The following is a 22,195-nucleotide window of genomic DNA, read 5'->3' as shown; positions in this document are numbered from 1 at the left end:
AGGTTAGCCGCCGCGAAGCGCAGCCTCAATGGTCTTGCCGAGCGCGTCGAGCTGAAACGGCTTCTGGAGCGCCGGCCGGTCGCGATATTGCTCGGGCAGGCCGGAGGAGCCGTAGCCGGTGGCGAAGATGAACGGGCAGCCCTTGGCCATGATGACATCGGCGACCGGCGAGATGACCTTGCCGTTGACGTTGACGTCGAGAATGGCGAGATCGAACTCGGTGGATTGCGCAAGCCGCATGGCCTCATTGATGTCGCCCGCTTCGGCGGCAACCTTGTAGCCAAGCTCCTCCAGCATGTCTGCGACCATCATTCTGATCATGACCTCGTCCTCGACGAGGAAAACAGAGCGGCCCGAAAGCCCTGTCGCAGTCATGGTTGAGTCCTTGCCCATTCTCGTAAACGTTCGCAGATAACGATAGGCGACGCAATGCGCGTTTCGGCGAACGCAAACCTCGCAAATGGCTTAGCGCTTTGAAGGCCTTGTTGTGGTCAAATGCTGTGCCGAAAGGATATCATGAGTTCCTGAGCCGGAACAAGATTCTCGTCTCGGGTTCTTGCGGTGCAGTACGGCGATCCGTCAGACGAGACGAGCGATAGCAGCAATGACGTCCCACCAGCACCCGCCGGAAAAGATGATGTTTCAGCTCACGCTGAGGCGTCGGGGCATCAGCGATCAGGCCGTGCTGCGGACCATGGAAGAGGTGCCGCGCGAGCTTTTCGTCGACGAGGCCGATCGCGAGGGCGCCTATCGTGACAGCGCGCTGCCGATCGCCTGCGGGCAGACCATCAGCCAGCCCTTCGTCGTCGCCTACATGACCGAGCAGCTCCAGCTCCAGAAGCAGCACCGGGTGCTCGAAATCGGCACCGGCTCCGGCTACCAGGCCGCCGTGCTGTCGCGGCTCGCCGGCCAGGTGCTGACCGTCGAGCGCTACCGCAAGCTCGCCGACACGGCACGCGCCCGGCTTGAGAAGCTCGATTGTCACAATGTCGAGGTGATGCTCGGTGACGGTCTCAATCTGCCTCCCAACATCGGCCCGTTCGATCGCATCATCGTCACCGCGGCGATGGAGCAGATACCGGAGAACCTGGTCGAGCGGCTTGAGGTCGGGGGCATCCTGATTGCCCCGGTCGGCCCGCATCAGGGCGTGCAGACGCTGACCCGGCTGGCCCGCAGCGAAACCGGAATCGAGCGCAAGGAACTCGTCGAGGTCCGCTTCGTGCCGGCACTGCCCGGGGTGGCGCGGGAGCTGTAGAATCCCGGATCGGCAGTGCCGCCAACATCTTATTGTGAGGGTTAAGCCGTTATTTACTCGCCGCGTGTTTACTTAAAACACCAGTTCTGTTGCGTACGAGTGAGTAACCATGTCCGCTGTCGCCGAGTTGCTTTACTCGCGCCGCGTGCCGCAGGTCGCGGTGCTGGCGCTGATCTCCTTCAGCTTTGCAGGGTGCAGCGCCGACATGTCGTCGCGGCTGTCCCAGACCAACTTCTCCAATCCTTTCGCCTCCGAGCAGACCGGTTCGGTGCAGCAGCCGCCGCCGCCGCCGCAGCGTGAGTTGCCGCAATATGCGCGGCCGCAGACGCAGCCCGGTTATTACCAGTCGCAGGCTTTGCCTCCGCCCGCGGTATCTGCCCCGCAGTCCTATCCCGTTGCCTCCGGGGGCGGGGTGTCCGGCGGCGGACGCGGCGTCAGCTCATATGCGCCTCCGGCGCAACCGCATCTGGAGACCACGGCCACTGTCCCGCCGCGGTCGGTCGCGGCCGCCCAGCCGGCCGGCGGAACCAAGATCATCGTCGGGACCAGCGACACGCTCGACGTGCTCGCCAAGCGCTATCGCGTCACGCCGCAGGCGATCCTTGCCGCCAACGGCTACAAGGGTCCGCGGGCGCTCTCGCCCGGCCAGCAGTTGATCATTCCGTCTCCTGCGACCGCAGCTGCACCGGCGCCCGCGATGGCTCCGGTCGCGGCAGCGCCTGCGGCGAAGCCGGTTGCTGCCGTCGCGGCACCGCCGAGCACGCACTTCGTCAACCGTGGCGACACGCTCGCCAGCATCGCGCGCAAGAACCGCATCTCGGCGGCAGAGCTCGCCCGTGCCAACGGCATCGATCCGTCGGCAAAGCTGAAGCTCGGCACCAAGCTGACCGTGCCCGGCGCCAAGACCGCCGCCGTCGCGGCGCCGGTTGCTGCGGCTCCGGTCGCGGCTGCACCGGTGGCCGGAACGCTCCAGCCTGTTGCGGCAGCTCCGGCACCCGCGACCAAGATGGCCACTGCCGCCGCGCCCGTGCAGAGCGCGCGGCTCGCCCAGGCCACGAGCAATGTGGAAGAGAAGGCTGCCGAGACGCCGGCGAAGGCTGCGGAGGCCACCGGCGCGCTGCCGACCTTCCGCTGGCCCGTCCGCGGCAAGGTGGTCACGAGCTACGGTGCCAAGACCAATGGCAAGTCCAATGACGGCATCAATCTGGCGGTGCCCGAGGGGACGCCGGTCAAGGCGGCCGAAGATGGCGTCGTCGCCTATTCCGGCAACGAGCTGAAGGGTTACGGCAATCTGGTTCTGGTTCGGCACTCCAACGGCTACGTCACCGCATATGCCCATGCGAGTGAGCTGTTGGTGAAGCGCGGCGATACCATCAAGCGCGGCCAGGTCATTGCCAAGTCGGGTCAATCCGGGGAAGTGGCGTCGCCGCAGCTCCACTTCGAGATCCGCAAGGGATCGAGCCCGGTTGACCCGCTTCAATTCCTCAACGGCGCGTGAGACTTACGTAGCCTCCGCACGAACGGTGTCGTCGCCCGGCTCGACCGGGTGACCCAGTACGCCGCGGCCTCTCGATTGACAACAACCGTCTCTGGAATACTGCATCGCCCGCTCCAGTGCGCAAGTGCGCACAAGGCGGGCGATGACAGTTGAATTCGGGGTAACAGCTCGCGCTACTACGCCGTCAGCTTCACACCCAGCCGTCCCGCCAGCTCCTGCACGAACTGCCAGGCGACGCGGCCCGAGCGCGAGCCGCGCGTCGTCGACCATTCCAGCGCCTCGCGCTCGAGCGTCTCGTCGTCGACCCTGATCCCGAAATGGCTGCAATAGCCGCGCACCATGGCGAGATATTCGTCCTGGCTGCAGCGGTGGAAGCCGAGCCAGAGGCCGAAGCGATCCGACAGCGAGACCTTCTCCTCCACCGCTTCGCCCGGATTGATCGCGGTCGAGCGCTCGTTCTCGATCATCTCGCGCGCCAGCAGATGGCGCCGGTTGGAGGTGGCGTAGAGGATGACGTTCTCGGGCCGGCCCTCGATGCCGCCTTCGAGGACCGCCTTGAGCGACTTGTAGGAGGCATCATTGCCGTCGAAGGAGAGGTCGTCGCAGAACACGATGAAACGGAAGGAGGAGGCCCGCAGCTGCTCCATCAGGGCCGGCAGGCTCTCGATGTCCTCACGGTGGATCTCGATCAGCTTGAGCTTGTCGGCCGGTTTGCGCTCCGCGTTGATGCTGGCATGCGCCGCCTTCACCAGCGACGACTTGCCCATGCCGCGTGCGCCCCAGAGCAGGGCGTTGTTGGCGGGCAGGCCGTTGGCGAAACGCTCGGTGTTCTCCATCAGGATGTCGCGCATCCGGTCGACGCCCTTGAGCAGGAACAGCTCGACGCGGCTCACGCGCGGCACCGCCGAGAGGCGTCCGTCGGGATGCCAGACATAGGCGTCCGCCCGCTTGAACGACTCGGCCTCGACCGCCGGCTTGCCCTGCGCGGAGAGGTGCGCCGCAATGGTCTCCAGGGCGCGGACGATGCGCTCCTGCGGGAGGTCCGGGCCTGCCTTGGTGACCGCCGCCGTGGGGCGTTTTGCCGCGAGGCGGGTGGGCTTGTTGGCAGGGGTGCGGGGGCCTTTGCCGGCCGGGCTTTTGCTATGGTTTTTGGGCATGTCCGAAGTTCCTGAGAACGCAGCCTTATCGGGCCTGACGGGCCGCCGCAAGGTGGCCCAAAAGGGCAGTCTGGCAGCGTTGCAATTGGGGCAATGGCCGCTATAGTCCGCGCGAATTTGACCGAACCGGTCGCCTTTGAGGGCCTGACCGGCTTTCCCCCGTTCTCGCGAGGATCGTCCGAATGCTGATTACCCCTGCGTATGCCCAGGCCGCGGCCGCTGGCGACACCAACAGCATGTTGATGTCGCTGCTGCCGTTCGCCCTGATCTTCGTGATCATGTACTTCCTGATTCTGCGCCCGCAGCAGAAGAAGGTCCGCGACCACGCCGAGCTCGTGAAGAATATCCGCCGCGGCGACACCATCGTGACCTCGGGAGGTCTCGTCGGCAAGGTCACCAAGGTGGTCGACGACGACCAGATCGAGTTCGAGATTTCCGACGGCGTGCGCGTGCGGCAGATGCGCCAGATGATCTCGGGCGTGCGCGCCAAGGGCGAGCCGGCCAAGGAAAGCGCAAAAGAGAGCGCCAAGGACGACACCGCGGCGAAGTGAGAGCTTCACCGCGAGTCTCAAGTCTCCTGATCTGACAGGTCCAGTCGATGTTGTATTTCACGCGGTGGAAGGCGCTGGGGATTATCCTGACGGCGCTGATCGTGTGCCTCTGCGCGGTCCCCAACTTCTTCCCCGAGGCGCAAGTCAAGAGCTGGCCCGCCTGGGCGCAGCGCCGCATCGTGCTCGGCCTCGACCTCCAGGGCGGCTCCTATCTGCTGCTCGAGGTCGACGCTGCCTATGTGAAGAAGGAGCGGCTCGACCAGGTCCGCGACGACGTTCGCCGGACCCTGCGCGACGCCAAGATCGGATTCACCGGCGGCGTCACCGTGCGCAACGATGCCGTCGAGGTTCGCATCACCAAGGAGACCGATGCGCAGCCGGCGCTTGCCAAGTTGCGCGAGCTGTCCCAGCCGCTGGGCGGCCTGATGGGATCCAGCGGTCAGCGCGACCTCGAGGTGACTGATGCCGGCGGCGGGGTGATCCGCCTGAGCGTCCCGCAGGCTGCGGTGCTCGATCGCCTGCGCAAGACCATCGAGCAGTCGATCCAGATCGTCGAACGCCGCGTCAACGAGCTCGGCACCGTCGAGCCCGTCATCCAGCGCCAGGGCAACGACCGCATCCTGGTGCAGGTCCCCGGTCTTCAGGACCCGACCCGCCTGAAGGAACTGCTGGGCAGGACCGCGAAGATGGAATTCCGCATGGTCGACACCTCCGTGCCGCCGGATCAGGCGCAAGCGGGCAGGGTGCCGCCGGAATCCGAACTGCTGATGAGCGCCTCGCCTCCGCCGACGCCCTATGTGGTCAAGAAGCAGGTGCTGGTCGCCGGCGGCGACCTGACCGATGCGCAGGCGACCTTCGACCAGCGCACGGGCGAGCCGGTCGTCAGCTTCAAGTTCAACACCTCGGGCGCGCGCAAATTCTCGCAGGCCACGCAGGAGAACGTGGGACTGCCGTTCGCGATCGTGCTGGACAACAAGGTGATCTCGGCGCCCGTCATCCGTGAGCCCATCACCGGCGGCCAGGGCCAGATCTCCGGCAATTTCACGGTGCAATCGGCCAACGATCTCGCGATTCTCCTGCGCGCCGGCGCATTGCCGGCACCGCTCACGGTGGTCGAGGAGCGCACCGTGGGTCCAGGACTCGGCCAGGACTCGATCGAGAAGGGCCAGCTCGCGGCCTATGTCGGCTCGATCCTCGTCATCATCTTCATGCTGCTGACCTACCGGCTGTTCGGCGTGTTCGCCAACATCGCGGTGGCCATCAACGTCGCCATGATCTTCGGCTTATTGTCGCTGCTCAACGCCACGCTGACGCTGCCCGGCATCGCCGGCATCGTGCTCACCGTCGGCATCGCGGTCGACTCCAACGTGCTGATCTACGAACGCATCCGCGAGGAATTGCGCGGCGGCCGCAATGCGATCTCGGCGATCGACGCCGGATTCAAGCGGGCGCTCGCCACCATCCTCGATTCCAACATCACCACCTTCATTGCTGCAGCGGTGCTGTTCTACATCGGCACCGGTCCGGTGCGCGGCTTTGCCGTGACGCTCGGCATCGGCATCATCACCACGGTGTTCACCGCCTTCACCCTGACCCGGCTGATCGTCGCCTGGTGGGTGCGGTGGAAGCGGCCGCAGAGCGTGCCGATCTAGGAGCCTGATCGTGACTCACACCGTTCTCATCGGGCTCGGCGTCCTCATTGCCATCCTCACCGTGGTCTCGGCCCTCGGCCTGCTGCCGTCGCTGCGCATCGTCCCCGACGATACGCATTTCGACTTCACGCGCTTCCGTCGCATCAGCTTTCCGATCTCGGCGGCGCTGTCGATCGTCGCGATCGTGCTGTTCTTCACCCATGGCCTGAACCTCGGTATCGACTTCAAGGGCGGCACGCTGCTGGAGGTGAAGGCGAAGTCCGGCACCGCCGACATCGCGGCAATGCGTACCTCGCTCGACGGCCTGGGCCTCGGCGAGGTCCAGCTGCAGCAGTTCGGCGGTCCGGAGAACGTCCTGATCCGCGTTGCGGAGCAGCCGGGTGGCGACGCGGCCCAGCAGGCAGCCCTGCAGAAGCTTCGTGGCGCGCTTGGCGACAGTGTCGACATTCAGCGCACCGAGGTGCTGGGTCCGCGCGTCGCGGGCGAGCTCCTGGCCTACGGCATGCTCGGCCTGATGCTCGCGATCGTTGGGATCCTGATTTATCTCTGGTTCCGGTTCGAATGGCAGTTCGCGCTGGGCGCCATGATCGCCAACGTGCACGACATCGTGCTGACGATCGGCTTCATGTCGATCAGCCAGGTCGATTTCGACCTGACCAGCATCGCGGCGTTGCTGACCATTCTCGGCTATTCGCTCAACGATACCGTCGTCATCTACGACCGCATCCGGGAAATGCTGCGTCGCTACAAGAAGATGCCGATGCCCCAGCTGCTCAATGAATCCATCAACTCGACGCTGTCGCGCTCGATCATCACCCACGTCACGGTGACGCTCGCGCTGCTCGCGCTGCTCTTGTTCGGCGGCCATGCCATCCACAGCTTCACCGCGGTGATGATGTTCGGCGTGGTGCTGGTCGGCACCTACACCTCGATCTTCATTGCAGCACCGATCCTGATCTATCTCGGCGTCGGCGAGCACCGCGAAGACGCGCCCGATACGGCGACGCCGGCGAAGAAAAGCAAGGCATGATCCGAACCTCATGCCCTTGCAGGCGTTTGCGAGGGCAGTAAGCCCATTCGGACGAAGCTCATGGCCGGCGATCCCAACGCTCCGCATTTTCCGCGCTCGGCGCCGATCGATGCCTATGGCAAGGGCGGCTTCGCCTTTGCCAGCATGTCGCATCGGGGCTCGCTGCTCTGTCTGCCCGACGCGATCTGGGCTTGGGACGTGACCGACCCCGCGAAGATCGACCGCTACTCGCTGGATCGGGTGTTCACGGCGGCCAACAGCATCGACACGCTCCTGGTCGGCACTGGAACGGGGCTGTGGCTGCCGCCGCCGGAGCTGCGTCAGGCGCTCAAGGCGGTGAGGGTTGTACTGGACACGATGCAGACCGGCCCGGCCGTGCGCACCTACAACATCATGATCGGCGAACGGCGGCGGGTTGCCGCCGCGCTGATCGCCGTGCCATGAGCAACCCGGCGCCGCCTCCCGACTCCTTTGCTTTTTGCGCCGATCTCGTGCGCAGTCATGACTTTCCGCGCTACGCCGCGACCCTGTTTGCACCGGCCGCCGAGCGCCGCGCGTTACTGGCGATCTATGCCTTCAACGTCGAGATCGTTCGTGTCCGCGACCAGGTGAGCCAGCCCTTGCCCGGCGAGATCCGCCTGCAATGGTGGACCGACATGCTGTCGGGCCACGTCCATGGCAGCGCCGAGGGCAATCCGGTGGCGGCCGAGCTGCTTCGCGCGATTCGCGATTTCGACCTGCCGGTCGAGTCGCTGTCGCTGCTTGCCGAGGAGCATCAGTTCGATCTCTACAACGACCCGATGCCGACGATGGCCGCACTGGAAGGTTACCTCGCGGCGACCTCATCGGCGCTGTTCGCCCTGGCAGCGCAGGTGTTGGGACCGCCTTCGGAGGCGGCCGAGCATGTCGCCCGCCATGCCGGGCTGGCGCAGGGTATCGTGCAGGTCATAGCCAATCTGCCGCGCGATGCCGCGCACCGGCAATTGTTCGTGCCGCAGCAGGTGCTGGAGCAGCACGATTGCAGCATGGAGGACGTCTTCGCCGGCAAGGAAACACCCAATCTCCATGCGGTGCTTGAGCAACTGGCGGGTGAAGCCCGGCAGCATATGACCGCGGCTTCATCGCTGCTGGCGCAGCTGGCGCCGCCGTTGCGGCCGGCGTTTCTGCCGCTGCGCCAGGCGCAGGCCGATCTCGAGCGCCTGTCGCGCCCGGGACGCAATCCGTTTAGGTTGCAGCCGACCTCGCGGTTGCGCACGCTCTGGACGCTGTGGCGCGCCTCGCGATCGCGTGAATTTACCAAATAGACGCCGGCTTATCGCCTGGCCCGCCCAAATGCTCTATGCTGTCCTATGGCTGACATGTCCCAAAGCTCGTTCGATCTCAGCGGCCTTCCGGTCGCCCCTGAAGACATTCGCGCCGCCGCCACGACCATCCAAGGCGCCGTTGTCGAGACGCCCTGTAGCCACAGCCGGACGCTGAGCAGCATCTGCGGCTGCGACATCTGGCTCAAATTCGAGAACCTGCAGTTCACCTCCTCGTTCAAGGAGCGCGGCGCGCTCAACCGGCTTACCGCGCTGACGGCGGAGGAGCGCGCGCGGGGCGTGATCGCGATGTCCGCGGGCAACCACGCGCAAGGCGTTGCCTACCATGCCAAGCGGCTCGGCATTCCCGCCACCATCGTGATGCCGATCGGCACGCCCATGGTGAAGATCGAGAACACCCGGCATCACGGCGCCGAGGTGGTGGTCACGGGCGCGACGCTGGAGGAGGCGGCCGCCTTTGCGCGCAGCCACGGTGAAGCGCACGGCATGGTCTTCGTCCATCCTTACGACGATCCGCTCGTCATCGCCGGGCAGGGCACGATCGGGCTGGAAATGCTGAAGGCGGTCCCGAAGCTCGACACGCTGGTCGTCCCGATCGGCGGCGGCGGTTTGATCAGCGGGATTGCCATTGCCGCGAAGTCGATCAAGCCGTCGCTCAGGATACTGGGCGTCGAGGCCTGGCTCTATCCCTCGATGTACAACGCCATTCACGACGGCAATCTGCCGGCGCGCGGCGATACGCTCGCCGAGGGCATCGCGGTGAAATCACCGGGCAAGATCACCACCGAAATCGTTCGGCGCCTCGTCGACGATATTGCGCTCGTCAACGAAGCCGAGCTCGAGCGTGCAGTCGCGACCCTGATCTCGATCGAGAAGACCGTCGTCGAGGGCGCCGGCGCCGCCGGCCTCGCCGCGCTGATGTCCGATCCGTCCCGCTTTGCCGGCGAGAAGGTCGGCCTCGTGCTGAGCGGAGGCAATATCGACACGCGGCTGATCGCCTCCGTGCTCACCCGCGAGCTCGCGCGCGAGGGGCGGCTGACGCAATTGTCGCTCGATATCCCCGACAGGCCGGGGCAGCTCGCCGCGGTAGCGGCACTGCTGGCCGAAGCGGGTGCGAATATCATCGAGGTCTCACACCAGCGGACCTTCTCCGACCTGCCGGCCAAGGCGACGCTGCTGCAGCTTGTCATCGAGACCCGCGATGCCGCCCATCTCAACGAGGTGATGGCCAGGCTCAGCGCATCCGGACTGAGCGCGCGCTGCACCTGAGCACGCGCTAACGTGACGCCAAATCCGCGACGTGGTCGATCAGCCGGTCGATCTCGGCTTGGGTGTTGTAGTAGTGGGGGGAAGCTCGGACGAGCGGCGGCAGCTCGCGGTTCTCGGCATCGATGCGGGTACTCGACGGGTCTGAAGCGCCGATTGTGATGCCCGCCGCCGCGGCGCTGCTGACAATGGCCTCCGCTTCATATCCATCCAAAGTGAAGCTGACGATGGCGCCAGGCTTGCGGCCAAGGTCGTGAATAGTGATGCCGCGAATGGAAGCGAGGCCGCTGCGAAGGCGGCCCGCGAGCAGCCGGCAGCGCTCCTCGATGGCATCCATGCCGATGTCGAGCGCATAATCGACGGCAGCGCCGAGCCCAAGCCGGGCGGCGTAATTATTCTCCCATGTCTCGAAGCGGCGGGCATCGTCGCGGAGCCGATATTCATCGCGCGAGACCCAGGGCGCTGCAAAATGGTCGATCATCGGTGGCTCGAGCTGCTGCAGGAGCGCCCCGCGCACATAGAGAAAGCCGGTACCACGCGGTCCCCGCAGGAATTTGCGTCCCGTGGCCGACAGCATGTCGCAGCCGATGGCCTCGACGTCGACCTCCATCTGGCCGACCGCCTGGCAGGCATCGAGCAGATAGGGGATGCCGTGTGCTCGCGCAATTCTGCCGATGGCCGCTGCGGGATTGGTCAGCCCGCCATTGGTCGGAACCCAGGTGATGGCGATCAGCTTCACGCGTTCGTCGATCATACGTTCGAGTGCGCCGACATCGAACTCGCCCGTCGCATCGCTCGGCACCACATCGATGACCGCGCCTGTGCGTTTGGCGGCCTGAAGAAACGCAACATAGTTGGCGGCGTACTCCGCTTCGGCCGTCAGGATCCGGTCGCCCTCTCGAAATGAAAGCGAATAGAACGCCATCTGCCAGGCAACCGTCGCGTTCTCCACCAGGGCGATTTCATCCGGCGATGCGTTCAGGAGCCGGGCCACTGAGCCGTAAACGGCTTCGAGCCGATCTGACGCGCGATCGGCTGCGGCATAGCCGCCGATCTCGCTCTCGAGATCGATATGTCCCTTCATCGCCGCGACGACGGGCGCGGGCATGAGAGCCGCACCGGCATTGTGGAGATACGCGAGCCGGGAGGCAGCAGGCGTGTCGGCACGAATCTGGTTGATGTCGATCACGTCAGAGCCTCCATCTTCAGGTTCCTCGTAGACACAATGACGCACGCGAGCAAGCTCGGGCAAACGACTGTTCCAGCTGGAGCATGCAGATCGGGATGCCTATGCTGATCGGAAGCGCAATCTGGCACGGAATCACAGGGAATACCCAATGGCAAAGAACACGATCTGCCTCTGGTACGACAAGGATGCTGAAGCCGCGGCCCGCTTCTATGCCGAGACGTTTCCCGACAGCGCGGTGAGTGCGGTCCATCGCGCGCCCAGCGACTATCCGTCCGGCAAGGCAGGCGATGTCCTGACCGTCGAGTTCACGGTAGCCGGCGTTGCCTGTCTCGGTCTCAATGGCGGACCCGTCTTCAAGCACAACGAGGCCTTCTCGTTCCAGATCGCCACCGACGATCAGGCGGAGACCGATCGCTACTGGAACGCCATCGTCGGCAATGGCGGGCAGGAGAGTGCGTGCGGCTGGTGCAAGGACAGATGGGGAGTCTCCTGGCAGATCACGCCGCGGGTGCTGACCGAGGCGCTGGCCGCCGGTGGCACGGAGGCCAAGCGCGCCTTCGATGCGATGATGGGGATGACGAAGATCGACGTCGCCGCGATCGAAGCCGCGCGCCGCGGCTGAGACGGTCGCGCCTCAGATGCAGAGGCCGAGCAGCTTGACGTGACAGTTGCCGGACTTCGGCTTGCTCGCGGGCGGTACCTCGCGCTTCACCGCGACGACGGGCTCCTTGTCCTTTTTCTTGCCTTTGCCCTTCTCGTAGTCGCCGGCGATGACCATGGCCCAATAGGTGCGCTTGCCACTCGCATTCTTGGCGCTGGCAATGCCGACGCGGGAGGCATTGTGCAGCAACAGGTTCTTGCGGTGCCCGGAGGAGTCGATCCACTGGCCCAGCGTCTTGTCGAAACTGTCGTAGCCGTAGGCGATGTTCTCTGCGGCGCGGCCCGCGCCGGCCGGTGCGACGCGGCGATTGAATGGGCCGAGTGTGTCGTGGCTGAGGTCGTCCTTCGCCGCCATCGCGCGGGCCTGATCCATGGCGATGCGATCGAGGGTGGCGTCGCGCACGACGCGGGCCTCACCATGCTTGAGACGGAAGCTGGAGATCAGCTCCGCCGGTGAGTCGGCCAGCGCAGGCGCCCCTGCCAGCAGCACAAGGCCGGCGATCGTTCCGCCAACCATACGATGCATCATCGTCCCCCGAGCGCCCATGATCTCTGCCAACCCTTCCTGATCCAAGCGCTTCTCGATCGCCATTGTGGAGGCTTCAAGGCGCAGATTCCGCGCTAGCTCGTCGGGAGCTTCGCCTCGAAATTGAAGCGGTCGCGCAGGTTCTTGCGCTGCTCCAGGATATCCTTGAGGAAGGCGCGATCCTGCTCGTTCTTCATCATCGGCTCGATCAGGTCGAGCTGGTTCATGGCGACCAGTTGCAGGACCTCGATGCGTGGCTTGCCGCTGGCGTTGCGTGGCAGGGCGTGCACGACCTGGATGTGCTCGGGCGGCTTCGGTCCCTTGGAGGCGGCAAGCTCGCTGCGGAGCTGGCCCTCGAGCGCGGCCTGATCGGCTTCGACGAAGGCGTAAAGCCCGACACCGGAGCGACGGTCGGCAAAGGCGACGATGGCGGCGTCGCGCACGGCGGGATTCCGGCGGATCAGCTCGGCCAGCACCGGCGCGTCGTTGACGAGCCGGCGGCCGCCGCCCTCGCGATCGGTGAAGTTGAACAGGCCGCGGGTGATGGCGCGATAGACCTTCTTGCCGGTGGCGAGCCACAGGCTCGCGGCGAACGACTTCCTCGCCAGGATCTTTCGCTCTCGCGGCGTCAGCGCCTCGGGCGCGTAGGAGCGCTTGTGCTTGAGCAGATGCCGGAGGTCCTCATAGGCGAGGATGCGATAGAGCCGGCCGCGGCGCTTGAAGCACGCGGCGAGCTGGAAGTCGGTGACATAGGCGCGGCCGTCGCGGCCGACAAGCCAGTTCTGCTCCTTGGCGAGATCGTTGTGGCAGATGCCGGCGCGGCGCAGCCGACGCAGTGCGGCCTTGGCGGAGCGGAAATAGGCGACATCGCCATGGGGCTTTGCCAGGTGCAGCGCGACGCCGTCGACGAAGCCGCGCACCAGAGCGCGGCGCCCGGCCCAGAGCAGCTCGGGGCCGACGTCGAGGCCTTTGGCCCGCACCAGGGCCTGCTTCTCGCGGGCGAACAGGTGGCGTGCCAGCAGAAACGACCACCATGGCACCTCGTCGAGCCGGCGCAGCACCGCGTCGATCTCGCCGCTTTCGCTGCGGAAACGGCCGCGCTCGACGGTCGAGAACACGTCGCGCTTGAGCATCACGCCTTCGGTCCAGCGCGCCGACAGCTCTGCCGCGTCGTCTTTGGGCAAGCTCATTGCAAACTCACGCGGCGGCGGCAATGCGCAGGTGATCGGCGATCCAGCGATCGAGATCGGCGAGCGCCCGTGCGCTCAGCGCCTGCTTCTTGGCCACCGTCTTCTCGTTGCCGCGCAGCCGCGTGCCGTCGGGCTTCTTCGTTGGCACGCTCGTGAGCGGTGGAAACAGGCCGAAATTGATGTTCATCGGCTGGAACGAGCGCGTGCCCGGCTCGATGGTCTCGATATGGCCGCCGGTGATGTGACCGAGCAGCGATCCCAGTGCGGTCGTAGCCGGCGGGCTGACAAGCGTCTCGCCGCGCGCTTCCGCGGCTGCATAGAGACCCGCGATCAAGCCGACGCTGGCGGATTCCACATAGCCTTCGCAGCCCGTCATCTGGCCGGCGAAGCGCAGCCGCGTCTGTGCGCGCAGCCGCAGCTGGCCGTCGAGCAGCTTCGGCGAGTTCAGGAAGGTGTTGCGATGCAGGCCGCCGAGGCGGGCGAATTCGGCGTTCTCCAACCCCGGAATGGTGCGGAAGATGCGCTGCTGCTCGCCATACTTCAGCTTGGTCTGGAAGCCGACGATGTTGTAGAGCGTGCCGAGCTTGTTGTCCTGGCGCAGTTGCACGATCGCGTACGGTTTCGTGGTGGGATCGTGCGGGTTGGTGAGGCCGACCGGCTTCATGGGACCATGGCGCAGCGTCTCGGGGCCACGTTCAGCCATCACCTCGATCGGCAGGCAGCCGTCGAAATAGGGCGTGTTGGTCTCCCATTCCTTGAACTCGGTCTTCTCGCCGGCGATCAGCGCGGCGACGAAGCCCTCATACTGCTCCTTGGTCATGGGGCAGTTGATGTAGTCGGCACCGTTGCCGCCGGGGCCGACCTTGTCGTAGCGCGATTGGAACCAGGCCACCGACATGTCGATGGATTCGCGGTGCACGATCGGCGCGATGGCGTCGAAGAAGGCGAGGGCGTTCTCGTCGGTCAGCTCGCGGATGGCGTCGGCCAGCGGCGCGGAGGTGAGGGGGCCGGAGGCGACGATGACGTTGCTCCACGCGGCCGGCGGCAGGCCCGCGATCTCGCCGCGCGCGATCTCGATCAGGGGATGATCGTTCAGCGCCTTGGTGACGGCTGCCGAGAAGCCGTCGCGATCGACCGCGAGTGCGCCGCCGGCGGGCACCTGGTTTGCGTCGGCCGCGCGCATGATCAGCGAGCCGAGGCGGCGCATCTCCGCATGCAGCAGGCCGACGGCGTTGTTGGCGGCGTCATCCGAGCGGAACGAGTTGGAGCAGACGAGCTCGGCAAGTCCGTCGGTGCGGTGCGCCTCGGTCATGCGGGTCGGCCGCATCTCGTGCAGCACCACGGGCACGCCGGACTTCGCAATCTGCCAGGCAGCTTCCGAACCGGCGAGGCCGGCACCGATCACGTGGACGAGGTTGGATTGGGGTCCTGTCATGGGGCGGACAGGTAGCGCTTTTCGGCGGAGAGTGGAATCGCCGAGATCGAGTTTTCTGCCATCAGATGCGACAACGCCCGCACGAGGCGGGCGCTATCGGTCCGTTCTAGTGAAGGGCTGAAGGATATCAGCCCTGATACTGACCGGCGGCAACGCGCGGGATGTCCGAGCGATCGAGGCCGATATCGGCCAATTCGCGATCGCTGAGCTGGGACAGCTCGGCAACATTGCGCTGATAGTCCCGGAAGGCCTGGATCATGCGGATGAGCGAGAGCAGCATTGGTAGTCTCCTGTAGTTCGATTCAGCCTTTGCTTGAGGCCTCATCGTTGAAATGAATATAGGTGAGAGTGGTGCAGTGCGAAAGTTCCGATGTTGCGATGCAGCTAAGCGCTATGCGCATGGCGTACGTAACGGATGATTAACCGGAAGGCGCTCCCGCCCAGAGCTTGGCCAAGGTCGTCCGGTGTCGGCGATAAGTGCCCGTGAAATAACGGGTTTATGTCAAAGATTGATCTGGGTCATCGCGGCAATAGGTTGCCTATAAGCGGCCAGCAAGTTCAACCCAGCAGCTTATAGACTCAAGTCATGCCTGCCTGATTCGCATAGGACGCGACGCTATTATATGAATATGGATTCACTTTAAGATCCATTGAATACCGAAAATGCGCCCATGAGCGATGCGCTGGCGCCGCTACAGGCTAGGCCCGCTTGCCGGGGTTCGGCAGCGGCGATTCGGCGCGCTTCGGCTGGGCTGAGATCTAAGGGGCGCGTGCGAGCTGTGCGGCAAAATAGGCCACGGTCTTGGAGTAGACCTCGCTCTTGTTCCACTGCTTGAGCACCTCAAAGTTCGGGCTGCCCGGCTGCCAGTCCTTGCCCTTCTGCCAGCCATAGCCGACCAGATAATTGGCCGTGGAGGCGAGCACGTCGGGCACGTTATGCAGAAGATCGCGCTTGCCGTTGCCGTCGAAGTCGATGGCATATTGCATCCAGGATGACGGCATGAACTGGGTCTGGCCGAGCTCGCCGGCCCAGGCGCCTTTCATGTCGCCAGGCGCAAGATCGCCGCGCTGGACGATGCGCAACGCATCCAACAGCTCGGCGCGAAACTGCTCGGAGCGACGGCAATCGTAAGCGAGCGTTGCAAGCGAGCGGATCGTTGCAAACTTTCCGGTGTTGACGCCGAAATCGGTCTCCAGGCCCCAGATCGCGACCAGGACTTCGCCCGGCACGCCATAGGCCTGCTCGATGCGCGACAGCACCGAGCCGTATTGCTTCATCCTGTTGGAGCCGCGCTCCAAGCGTGGCGGCACCATGCGGCCGGAGAACTCCTCGAAACTCTGGGTAAAGACCTTTTGCGAGCGGTCGCGGTTGAGCACGCTCTGGTCGAACGTGACGCCGGCAAGCCCGGCAGTGATGGTCTGCTGCGAGATGCCCTTCGCCGCAGCGTCGGTTTTGAAATCAGCCAGCCAAGCGTCGAAATTGCCCGAGTCGCAGGCAACCGCGGCGGGCGCTGGCTGGACTGAGAGAAGGGACGCGGAGACGGCCAAGGCTGCGAGAGCAAGACGAGAAATCGTCGGAGTCATCAGATGAAATGGATTTCCGTGAATTGACCTGACCGGCAGCATAATCTCGGCTGTAACCGCGGCCAAAGCAAGGCGTGCGGCCCTGTCTGAACCGGCCAGGGCCGCACGTCACGAGATTGTCAGACGTCAGTCCGATTGCGCCACGGGAAAAGGTTGGCCGGGAAGTCGGCGGCCGGCTTGCGCGCCCGATGCGGCGGAGGGGGGACCGGACGTGCGCCCGGATCGGACGCGATCACCTTGCGGTAAAGGTGCCACGTGGCGTGCCCGAGCAGCGGGACCACAACGGCGAGGCCGAGGAAGGCCGGGATCGTGCCAAGCGCGAGCAGCACCGCCACGATCAGGCCCCAGGCCGCCATCGGCACCGGGTTTTTCGCGACCACGCGCAGCGAGGTGCTCATCGCCTCGAATGCACCGGCATGGCGGTCCAGCATCAAGGGGAACGACACGGCACTGAGACAGAGCGCGGCGAGCGCGAACAGGAATCCGGTGCCGCAGCCAACCACGATCAGCCACCAGCCTTGCTGCGTCGTCAGCACGCGCATCATGAAGTCCGAGAATCCGGTGACGCCCTCGTAGCCGAACGCCGCGATATAGATCGCCTGCGCGGTCGCCACCCAGGTGACGAACAGGGCGAGCAGCAACGTACCGAGGCCGAGCATCGCGCCGAACGACGGCGATCGCAGCACCTCCATGGCATCCCAGGCGCTGGCCGGTTCATAGCGCTCGCGCCGGCTGGAAAGCTCGTAGAGCCCGAGCGCAGCGAAGGGCCCGATCAGCGCGAAGCCCGCGGCGAGCGGAAACAGCAGCGGCAGCACCGAATAGCCCATCACCACACGGGCGAGCACGAGGCCGAGCACCGGGTAGATCACGCAGAGGATGATGGCGTGGCTCGGAACGGCCTTGAAATCCTTCCAGCCCCGCCTGAGCGCGTCGTGCAGATCGGACAATTGTATGGTTCGGATCACCGGTCCAGCCTCATCCGTGGGCTGGGCCATCGTGGGGACATTGCCCTGGTAGAGTGTGGCCATGGTCGCTAGCTCCCTTGCCAAGCGGCTGCATCCGGCGCCGGCAAACGGCGCAAGCGGCCGCCCATTCTCTTGAAATCCCACGATCCCGACCAGACGCGAATTCCGGATGGCATCGCGAGCTGAACGGCAAGCATACTCCCAAGTCCGAGTCCTGTCCCTCACGCTTGGGTGAAATTTCGATGCCGCGACGCAATCAATGCGGCGTCATTCTGTCGTCATTTCGCCGCAGATAAGCTGATGCTGCTGTCCGTTCGCGCAACTTCGCGGGCGCGGCGCACCAACTTCGTCTATAAGTGCCACGCAAGGCCCTTCCAACGGATTCCTTTTCGGGGAGCAGACATGAGCATTTTCGGGAAAATCATCAGCGCGATCTTCGGCGGCCAGCCGGCCTCCGCTGAGCCGGCCGGTGGCGCCGCTTCGCCGGGCGCCCCCGCAGGGTCGGCAAGTCCTTCGGCGCCGGCCGCCGCACCCATGGCTGCGGTCGACGTGGCGGCGATCGTCGACAAGGCGGCCGCCGCGCACAAGGGCGAGAAGCTGGAATGGCGTACCTCCATCGTCGACCTCATGAAGGCGCTCGACATCGATTCCAGCCTCGCTGCGCGCAAGGATCTCGCCAAGGAGCTGGGCTACAGCGGCGACATGAACGACTCGGCGAGCATGAACGTCTGGCTGCACAAGCAGGTGATGTCCAAGCTCGCCGCTAATGGCGGCAAGCTGCCGCCGGAGATCAAGCACTGACCGGACCTGGGGTAGTGCCGCAGGGGCCCGCGATCGCCGCGGGCCCTTTTGCATTCAGGCGACCAGATCCGCATCCTCCGGATGCCGATCGAGATAGTCGACGACGAAGCCGCAGCCGGCGATCACCTTCTTGCCGTCGCGCCGGATCAGGTCGAGCGCGCCCTTGACCAGCTCGGAGCCGATGCCGCGCCCGCGCAACGCGCGCGGCGTCTCGGTGTGGGTGATGATTACGGCCGACGGCGTCAGCCGGTAATTGGCGAAGGCGATGTCGTCGCCGACATCGAGCTCGAAGCGGCACCTGTCCTTGTTGTCGCGTACCGAAGCCGCCATGCGGGGTCCCTCCGAACTGCAGGTGCCTCCTGATCTAGGAGGCTGACACGGCCCTTGCCAAGGTGGGACCAGGGGAGATTGGCGCAGATGAGATATCTGCAAATGCGTGCCGCCCTGACCGCACTGCGGTATGGCCATGGCGCCCGGCGAGCATGGTCCCGCGGCTCCGCAAATAATTCCCGATACCGCTCTTGCAAGCCGGAGTTCGGTTCCCACGTCCTAGAAAGGACATACGCCCGAATGCGGCCGGCAGGGTCGCCAGATATTCGGAGTGTCATGATCGCCAGCCGCAGACGTATGCCTCTTTTGCAGGAGGGTACGATGTCGGACTCTGGTTTCTTGAATACTCATCGAACATGGGAAGACTGGTGTGGGATGCTGCTGGGTGCGGTGATCGTGGCCTCGCCGTGGTTCCCGATCCAGGATCAGGCGATCTCCGGTCACCAGACGGCCATCCTGAACACGGTCGCGATCGGTCTCGTCGTATTTGGCATCAGCCAGCTCGAATATGTCGCCTTGCAGCGCTGGCAGGAGGTGATGACGATCCTGGCCGGACTGTGGCTCATCGCCTCGCCATACGTGATCGGCTATTCCGGTGAGGGATTTCTCCGCATCTATCACACGACCCTCGGTGCGGTGGTAGTGCTGCTCGGCATTCTCCAGCTGTGGCAGGACTGGGATATGAATGACCAGGACTTGCTCAAGCACGGACAATAGACCGTAAGTTACGGCAGGCCCGCCGGCCACGAACGGCGGGCCTGTGCACTCACCGTGTCACGAGATCCGCATAGTCCGGGTGCTTGTCGATCCACGCCTTCACGAACGGGCATTGCGGGATCAGCTTCAATCCCTCGGCGCGGACCTGGTCGAGCGCGCCTTGCACCAGCTTCGAGCCAATGCCCTTGCCGCCAAGCTCCTTCGGCACGTCGGTGTGCTCGAAGGTGATGACACCGCCGTCGAGCCGGTAGTGCTCGGTCGCAAGATGACCCTCCACGTCGAGCTCATAGCGGTGATGGGCCTTGTTGTTGATGACGTCGCTCATATCATTGCCTTGCAGCTGCCGGCCTCGCGCACGAGATCGTAACGCACGGTCCGGCCGGGGTTTCCAATCCGAAGCTGTTCCGTTCAATCGGTCGCTTTGGCGAGCCTGGAATCTTCGGCCTGCGGCTGCGGGCGGAGGCAGCCCTGGCAGATGACCAGGGAGCGGTTGACTCTGGCGTCCTGTTCGGCCTCGATGCCATCCTGCGCCTGCCACCGTTCCTTCGAATGGGGCTGAGCGTCGGCTTGCAACCTGTTGCGCTCGGAGCGGCTGGAGGTTCGTGTCGGCTGCGAGGCGGCGCGGGGCCGGTTGGGATCCTCGCCGGCGCCATCCCAGGCATAACGCGCAGGCTTGACGGCGAGATCGGATGCCAGATGCGCTTGCGGAGTCGCGGCACATCCGGCGAGCGCCAGTGACAACAGAAGGAGGGCAGGCGCTTTGACCATGATACGGCACTCTGTACGCGAGAACTGAGCGAGGTTGCGTCGATCATGTTTAAGATTCCCTGAACGATATCGTTTGTGGTTGCGACCAACGCCAATGCGATATCTGATCCTCCTGCTCAGCTTGCTCGTGACCGGCGCGGGTGCCGACGACGCAAAGCCGTTCAATCCGGCCGATTATCCGCCCGGCGTGCAGAAGGCTGTGCGCTTTGCCAATGAGGAATGCGAGAGCCAGCAAGGCGGCGAGGTGACCTTCGCGCATGATACGGTGCGCAGGATCGACCTGACCGGCGATGGCCGCGAGGACTACATCGTCGATTTCCAGGACACCAAATGCGGCGATCGCGAGACGACCTATTGCGGAACCGGCGGTTGCGTCATGAAGATCCTGGTGACGCTGCCGGACGGCGGCGTGCGCGAGGTGTTCGACGGATACGTGCTCCGCTATAAGATCATGGCCCCGCCGGTGAAGCGCGGCGCCGCGCGCACCATCCGCTTCGATCTGCATGGCAGTTTCTGCGGCGGCTTTGGTCCGCAAGCCTGCTGGAAGACCAAGGCCATCACGGCGACGCCTTTTGCGTTCAAGCAGTAGGCCAAGTCCGCGGCAGCCGGCCTTGCAGGGCCGCTGGCGATGGCGATAAATGGGCTGCAATGAACGGACGGCTTGCGTGCCGCCCGTCGTCGAAGAGGAAGCCCGATGCAGCCCCTGCGCATGTCCCGCCGCGTCATGAATCTCGCCTATATGCTGACCCAGAATGCGCGGCGGCATGGCGCGCGTCCCGGCTTCGTCTGGGGGGACAAGTCCTGGACCTGGCGCGAGATCGATGCGCAGGTCTCCGCCCTGGCCGCGGCGCTCGCCGCGCGGGGCATAGCCAAGGGCGACCGCATCCTCGTCCATTCCAAGAATGGCGATGAGATGTTTGTCTCGATGTTCGCCGCGTTTCGGCTCGGCGCGGTCTGGGTGCCCACCAATTTCCGTCTGATGCCGGATGAGGTCAGCTATCTCGCGCAGGCCTCCGGCGCCAAGGCGTTCCTGTGCCATGTCGATTTCCCCGAGCACGCCGCGGCGGTGAAGGACGGTGCGCTGGAGTTCACCTGGAGCGTCGACGGCAAGGCCGCGTTCGGCGAGCGCTCGGTGGCCGATGCGATCGCCTTGCACGCGGGCGCCGTTGTGGAGAATGTCGCCGTCGAGCATGACGATCCCTGCTGGTTCTTCTTCACCTCCGGCACCACTGGACGCTCCAAGGCGGCCGTGCTCACCCACGGCCAGATGGGATTCGTCGTTACCAATCATCTCGCCGATCTGACGCCCGGCACGACCGAGCAGGATGCCTCGCTGGTGGTGGCACCGTTGTCGCACGGCGCCGGCGTGCACCAATTGATGCAGACCGCGCGCGGCGCGCGCACCGTGCTGCTGCCGACCGAGAAATTCGACATCAACGAGGCGTTCCGCCTGATCGAGGCGCATCGCGTCAGCAATCTCTTCACCGTGCCGACCATCCTGAAGATGATGGTCGAGCATCCCGCCGCCGGCAAATACGACCATTCCTCGCTGCGCTACGTGATCTATGCGGGCGCGCCGATGTATCGCGAGGACCAGAAGGCGGCGTTGAAGAAGCTCGGCAAGGTGATCGTGCAGTATTTTGGCCTCGGTGAGGTCACCGGCAACATCACCGTGCTGCCGGCGGCGCTGCACGACCCGGAGGACGGCCCGCACGCCAGGATCGGCACCTGCGGCTTCGAGCGCACCGGCATGCAGGTGTCGATTCAGGACGATGAGGGCCGCGAGCTCAAAGCCAACCAGAGCGGCGAGATCTGCGTGATCGGGCCTGCCGTATTCGCCGGCTATTACAACAACCCCGAAGCCAATGCGAAGGCGTTCCGCAATGGCTGGTTCCGCACCGGCGACCTCGGCCACATGGACGAGGAGGGTTTTGTGTACATCACAGGACGTGCGTCGGACATGTACATCTCCGGCGGCTCCAATATCTATCCGCGCGAGATCGAGGAGAAGATCCTGACCCATCCCGGGATTGGCGAGGTCGCCGTGCTGGGCGTGCCCGACGCGACCTGGGGCGAGGTCGGCGTCGCCGTCTGCGTCGTCCGAGAAGGCGCGAAGGCGGTGACCGAAGCGGAGATGGCGGCGTTCTTGTCGCCGAAAGTGCCGCGCTACAAGATGCCGAAGCGCTTCTTCTTCTGGGACGCGCTGCCGAAATCGGGCTACGGCAAGGTGCCGAAGCGCATGGTGCGCGACGAGCTCGAGGCGCGCGGGCTGCTCGACCTCGACAAGGCGAGCTGAGCG

Annotated in this window: 25 protein-coding genes; 13 read left to right on the top strand and 12 right to left on the bottom strand. The window is 65.0% G+C overall.

Features of this window, described 5'->3' with window-relative positions; all coding sequences use genetic code 11:
• Positions 1-3: 3 nt before the first annotated feature.
• Positions 4-375 (bottom strand): response regulator, encoded by a 372-nt coding sequence (locus I6F28_RS12230; protein WP_036012769.1) that lies wholly within the window; start codon positions 373-375, stop codon positions 4-6.
• Between the two features lie 229 nt (positions 376-604).
• Here I6F28_RS12230 and I6F28_RS12225 point away from each other — a divergent pair, with 229 nt between their 5' ends.
• Positions 605-1,255 (top strand): protein-L-isoaspartate(D-aspartate) O-methyltransferase, encoded by a 651-nt coding sequence (locus tag I6F28_RS12225; protein WP_085969151.1) that lies wholly within the window; start codon positions 605-607, stop codon positions 1,253-1,255.
• 109 nt (positions 1,256-1,364) lie between these two features.
• Positions 1,365-2,753, top strand: coding sequence for a LysM peptidoglycan-binding domain-containing M23 family metallopeptidase (locus tag I6F28_RS12220; protein ID WP_225139989.1), 1,389 nt, complete (start codon positions 1,365-1,367; stop codon positions 2,751-2,753).
• 176 nt (positions 2,754-2,929) lie between these two features.
• Here the strand turns inward: I6F28_RS12220 and I6F28_RS12215 are convergent, their stop codons facing one another.
• The gene (locus tag I6F28_RS12215; RefSeq protein ID WP_036028226.1) at positions 2,930-3,910 is read right to left on the bottom strand and encodes an ATP-binding protein; all 981 of its coding nucleotides are present in this window, start codon (positions 3,908-3,910) and stop codon (positions 2,930-2,932) included.
• Between the two features lie 182 nt (positions 3,911-4,092).
• Between I6F28_RS12215 and yajC the strand changes: the two genes are divergently transcribed.
• The 6 genes from yajC to I6F28_RS12185 are packed head-to-tail and all read left to right on the top strand — an operon-like array spanning position 4,093 to position 9,734.
• Positions 4,093-4,461: a preprotein translocase subunit YajC gene (gene yajC, locus I6F28_RS12210; RefSeq protein ID WP_036012751.1), complete on the top strand. Its 369-nt coding sequence runs from the start codon at positions 4,093-4,095 to the stop codon at positions 4,459-4,461.
• A 47-nt stretch (positions 4,462-4,508) separates the two neighbouring features.
• Positions 4,509-6,113: a protein translocase subunit SecD gene (gene secD / locus I6F28_RS12205; RefSeq protein ID WP_036012748.1), complete on the top strand. Its 1,605-nt coding sequence runs from the start codon at positions 4,509-4,511 to the stop codon at positions 6,111-6,113.
• 10 nt (positions 6,114-6,123) lie between these two features.
• Entirely contained in the window at positions 6,124-7,143 is a 1,020-nt protein-coding gene (gene secF / locus I6F28_RS12200) for a protein translocase subunit SecF (RefSeq protein WP_036012746.1), read from the top strand.
• Positions 7,144-7,203: 60 nt separating this feature from the next.
• Positions 7,204-7,587, top strand: a complete 384-nt coding sequence (locus I6F28_RS12195) for an Mth938-like domain-containing protein (protein WP_225139988.1) — start codon at positions 7,204-7,206, stop codon at positions 7,585-7,587.
• On the top strand, positions 7,584-8,447 hold the full coding sequence (locus I6F28_RS12190) for a phytoene/squalene synthase family protein (protein ID WP_225139987.1): 864 nt from the start codon (positions 7,584-7,586) through the stop codon (positions 8,445-8,447). Before I6F28_RS12195 ends, I6F28_RS12190 begins: the two co-directional genes overlap by 4 nt.
• A gap of 45 nt (positions 8,448-8,492) precedes the next feature.
• A complete protein-coding gene (locus I6F28_RS12185; protein WP_225139986.1) occupies positions 8,493-9,734 on the top strand; it encodes a threonine ammonia-lyase in 1,242 nt (413 codons plus the stop codon).
• Positions 9,735-9,741: 7 nt separating this feature from the next.
• On the opposite strand, the gene I6F28_RS12180 is transcribed toward I6F28_RS12185, so the two are convergent.
• Positions 9,742-10,920 (bottom strand): aminotransferase class V-fold PLP-dependent enzyme, encoded by a 1,179-nt coding sequence (locus tag I6F28_RS12180; RefSeq protein ID WP_036028214.1) that lies wholly within the window; start codon positions 10,918-10,920, stop codon positions 9,742-9,744.
• Between the two features lie 148 nt (positions 10,921-11,068).
• Between I6F28_RS12180 and I6F28_RS12175 the strand changes: the two genes are divergently transcribed.
• Positions 11,069-11,542 (top strand): VOC family protein, encoded by a 474-nt coding sequence (locus I6F28_RS12175; RefSeq protein WP_008547150.1) that lies wholly within the window; start codon positions 11,069-11,071, stop codon positions 11,540-11,542.
• A 12-nt stretch (positions 11,543-11,554) separates the two neighbouring features.
• Here the strand turns inward: I6F28_RS12175 and I6F28_RS12170 are convergent, their stop codons facing one another.
• From I6F28_RS12170 to I6F28_RS12145, 6 genes are all read right to left on the bottom strand, one after another.
• Positions 11,555-12,106: a CAP domain-containing protein gene (locus tag I6F28_RS12170; RefSeq protein WP_036028219.1), complete on the bottom strand. Its 552-nt coding sequence runs from the start codon at positions 12,104-12,106 to the stop codon at positions 11,555-11,557.
• Between the two features lie 95 nt (positions 12,107-12,201).
• Positions 12,202-13,296, bottom strand: coding sequence for an AMP-binding enzyme (locus I6F28_RS12165; protein ID WP_109145786.1), 1,095 nt, complete (start codon positions 13,294-13,296; stop codon positions 12,202-12,204).
• Positions 13,297-13,303: 7 nt separating this feature from the next.
• On the bottom strand, positions 13,304-14,731 hold the full coding sequence (gene trmFO, locus I6F28_RS12160; RefSeq protein WP_225139985.1) for a methylenetetrahydrofolate--tRNA-(uracil(54)-C(5))-methyltransferase (FADH(2)-oxidizing) TrmFO: 1,428 nt from the start codon (positions 14,729-14,731) through the stop codon (positions 13,304-13,306).
• Between the two features lie 127 nt (positions 14,732-14,858).
• The gene (locus I6F28_RS12155; protein WP_007590701.1) at positions 14,859-15,011 is read right to left on the bottom strand and encodes a DUF1127 domain-containing protein; all 153 of its coding nucleotides are present in this window, start codon (positions 15,009-15,011) and stop codon (positions 14,859-14,861) included.
• A 479-nt stretch (positions 15,012-15,490) separates the two neighbouring features.
• Positions 15,491-16,315: a lytic murein transglycosylase gene (locus tag I6F28_RS12150; protein WP_225139984.1), complete on the bottom strand. Its 825-nt coding sequence runs from the start codon at positions 16,313-16,315 to the stop codon at positions 15,491-15,493.
• A gap of 119 nt (positions 16,316-16,434) precedes the next feature.
• Positions 16,435-17,343: a DUF2189 domain-containing protein gene (locus I6F28_RS12145; protein WP_225139983.1), complete on the bottom strand. Its 909-nt coding sequence runs from the start codon at positions 17,341-17,343 to the stop codon at positions 16,435-16,437.
• A 339-nt stretch (positions 17,344-17,682) separates the two neighbouring features.
• Here I6F28_RS12145 and I6F28_RS12140 point away from each other — a divergent pair, with 339 nt between their 5' ends.
• The gene (locus tag I6F28_RS12140; protein WP_225133683.1) at positions 17,683-18,081 is read left to right on the top strand and encodes a DUF3597 domain-containing protein; all 399 of its coding nucleotides are present in this window, start codon (positions 17,683-17,685) and stop codon (positions 18,079-18,081) included.
• 54 nt (positions 18,082-18,135) lie between these two features.
• On the opposite strand, the gene I6F28_RS12135 is transcribed toward I6F28_RS12140, so the two are convergent.
• Positions 18,136-18,411 (bottom strand): GNAT family N-acetyltransferase, encoded by a 276-nt coding sequence (locus tag I6F28_RS12135; RefSeq protein ID WP_225139982.1) that lies wholly within the window; start codon positions 18,409-18,411, stop codon positions 18,136-18,138.
• 276 nt (positions 18,412-18,687) lie between these two features.
• Here I6F28_RS12135 and I6F28_RS12130 point away from each other — a divergent pair, with 276 nt between their 5' ends.
• Positions 18,688-19,128, top strand: coding sequence for an SPW repeat protein (locus I6F28_RS12130; protein WP_346656599.1), 441 nt, complete (start codon positions 18,688-18,690; stop codon positions 19,126-19,128).
• Positions 19,129-19,177: 49 nt separating this feature from the next.
• Here I6F28_RS12130 and I6F28_RS12125 read toward each other — a convergent pair whose 3' ends face one another.
• The gene (locus I6F28_RS12125) at positions 19,178-19,453 is read right to left on the bottom strand and encodes a GNAT family N-acetyltransferase (protein WP_225133681.1); all 276 of its coding nucleotides are present in this window, start codon (positions 19,451-19,453) and stop codon (positions 19,178-19,180) included.
• Between the two features lie 83 nt (positions 19,454-19,536).
• Positions 19,537-19,896, bottom strand: coding sequence for a hypothetical protein (locus I6F28_RS12120; RefSeq protein WP_036012720.1), 360 nt, complete (start codon positions 19,894-19,896; stop codon positions 19,537-19,539).
• 94 nt (positions 19,897-19,990) lie between these two features.
• On the opposite strand from I6F28_RS12120, the gene I6F28_RS12115 reads away from it, so the two are divergent.
• Both I6F28_RS12115 and I6F28_RS12110 read left to right on the top strand, forming a co-directional pair.
• Entirely contained in the window at positions 19,991-20,485 is a 495-nt protein-coding gene (locus I6F28_RS12115) for a hypothetical protein (protein ID WP_225139981.1), read from the top strand.
• 105 nt (positions 20,486-20,590) lie between these two features.
• Complete coding sequence (locus tag I6F28_RS12110) at positions 20,591-22,192, top strand: acyl-CoA synthetase (protein WP_225139980.1); 1,602 nt, start codon at positions 20,591-20,593, stop codon at positions 22,190-22,192.
• Positions 22,193-22,195: the final 3 nt, after the last annotated feature.

Source organism: Bradyrhizobium sp. NBAIM14 (genome assembly GCF_020193895.1).
Taxonomy (GTDB): Bacteria; Pseudomonadota; Alphaproteobacteria; order Rhizobiales; family Xanthobacteraceae; genus Bradyrhizobium; species Bradyrhizobium yuanmingense.
The sequence above is the reverse complement of the archived record's forward strand: the minus strand, read 5'-3'. Positions and strand labels throughout refer to the sequence as shown.

What these genes read in the sequence shown, in the direction of transcription:
- I6F28_RS12230 (WP_036012769.1), bottom strand. Translation starts at nt 375, where the DNA reads ATGACTGCGACAGGGCTTTCGGGCCGCTCTGTTTTCCTCGTCGAGGAC.
- I6F28_RS12145 (WP_225139983.1), bottom strand. Translation starts at nt 17,343, where the DNA reads ATGGCCACACTCTACCAGGGCAATGTCCCCACGATGGCCCAGCCCACG.
- I6F28_RS12110 (WP_225139980.1), top strand. Translation starts at nt 20,591, where the DNA reads ATGCAGCCCCTGCGCATGTCCCGCCGCGTCATGAATCTCGCCTATATG.
- I6F28_RS12115 (WP_225139981.1), top strand. Translation starts at nt 19,991, where the DNA reads ATGCGATATCTGATCCTCCTGCTCAGCTTGCTCGTGACCGGCGCGGGT.
- I6F28_RS12165 (WP_109145786.1), bottom strand. Translation starts at nt 13,296, where the DNA reads ATGAGCTTGCCCAAAGACGACGCGGCAGAGCTGTCGGCGCGCTGGACC.
- I6F28_RS12150 (WP_225139984.1), bottom strand. Translation starts at nt 16,315, where the DNA reads ATGACTCCGACGATTTCTCGTCTTGCTCTCGCAGCCTTGGCCGTCTCC.
- I6F28_RS12120 (WP_036012720.1), bottom strand. Translation starts at nt 19,896, where the DNA reads ATGGTCAAAGCGCCTGCCCTCCTTCTGTTGTCACTGGCGCTCGCCGGA.
- I6F28_RS12190 (WP_225139987.1), top strand. Translation starts at nt 7,584, where the DNA reads ATGAGCAACCCGGCGCCGCCTCCCGACTCCTTTGCTTTTTGCGCCGAT.
- I6F28_RS12125 (WP_225133681.1), bottom strand. Translation starts at nt 19,453, where the DNA reads ATGAGCGACGTCATCAACAACAAGGCCCATCACCGCTATGAGCTCGAC.
- I6F28_RS12135 (WP_225139982.1), bottom strand. Translation starts at nt 18,411, where the DNA reads ATGGCGGCTTCGGTACGCGACAACAAGGACAGGTGCCGCTTCGAGCTC.
- I6F28_RS12130 (WP_346656599.1), top strand. Translation starts at nt 18,688, where the DNA reads ATGATCGCCAGCCGCAGACGTATGCCTCTTTTGCAGGAGGGTACGATG.
- I6F28_RS12225 (WP_085969151.1), top strand. Translation starts at nt 605, where the DNA reads ATGACGTCCCACCAGCACCCGCCGGAAAAGATGATGTTTCAGCTCACG.
- I6F28_RS12155 (WP_007590701.1), bottom strand. Translation starts at nt 15,011, where the DNA reads ATGCTGCTCTCGCTCATCCGCATGATCCAGGCCTTCCGGGACTATCAG.
- I6F28_RS12195 (WP_225139988.1), top strand. Translation starts at nt 7,204, where the DNA reads ATGGCCGGCGATCCCAACGCTCCGCATTTTCCGCGCTCGGCGCCGATC.
- secD (WP_036012748.1), top strand. Translation starts at nt 4,509, where the DNA reads ATGTTGTATTTCACGCGGTGGAAGGCGCTGGGGATTATCCTGACGGCG.
- trmFO (WP_225139985.1), bottom strand. Translation starts at nt 14,731, where the DNA reads ATGACAGGACCCCAATCCAACCTCGTCCACGTGATCGGTGCCGGCCTC.
- I6F28_RS12175 (WP_008547150.1), top strand. Translation starts at nt 11,069, where the DNA reads ATGGCAAAGAACACGATCTGCCTCTGGTACGACAAGGATGCTGAAGCC.
- yajC (WP_036012751.1), top strand. Translation starts at nt 4,093, where the DNA reads ATGCTGATTACCCCTGCGTATGCCCAGGCCGCGGCCGCTGGCGACACC.
- I6F28_RS12170 (WP_036028219.1), bottom strand. Translation starts at nt 12,106, where the DNA reads ATGCATCGTATGGTTGGCGGAACGATCGCCGGCCTTGTGCTGCTGGCA.
- I6F28_RS12220 (WP_225139989.1), top strand. Translation starts at nt 1,365, where the DNA reads ATGTCCGCTGTCGCCGAGTTGCTTTACTCGCGCCGCGTGCCGCAGGTC.
- I6F28_RS12140 (WP_225133683.1), top strand. Translation starts at nt 17,683, where the DNA reads ATGAGCATTTTCGGGAAAATCATCAGCGCGATCTTCGGCGGCCAGCCG.
- I6F28_RS12185 (WP_225139986.1), top strand. Translation starts at nt 8,493, where the DNA reads ATGGCTGACATGTCCCAAAGCTCGTTCGATCTCAGCGGCCTTCCGGTC.
- I6F28_RS12215 (WP_036028226.1), bottom strand. Translation starts at nt 3,910, where the DNA reads ATGCCCAAAAACCATAGCAAAAGCCCGGCCGGCAAAGGCCCCCGCACC.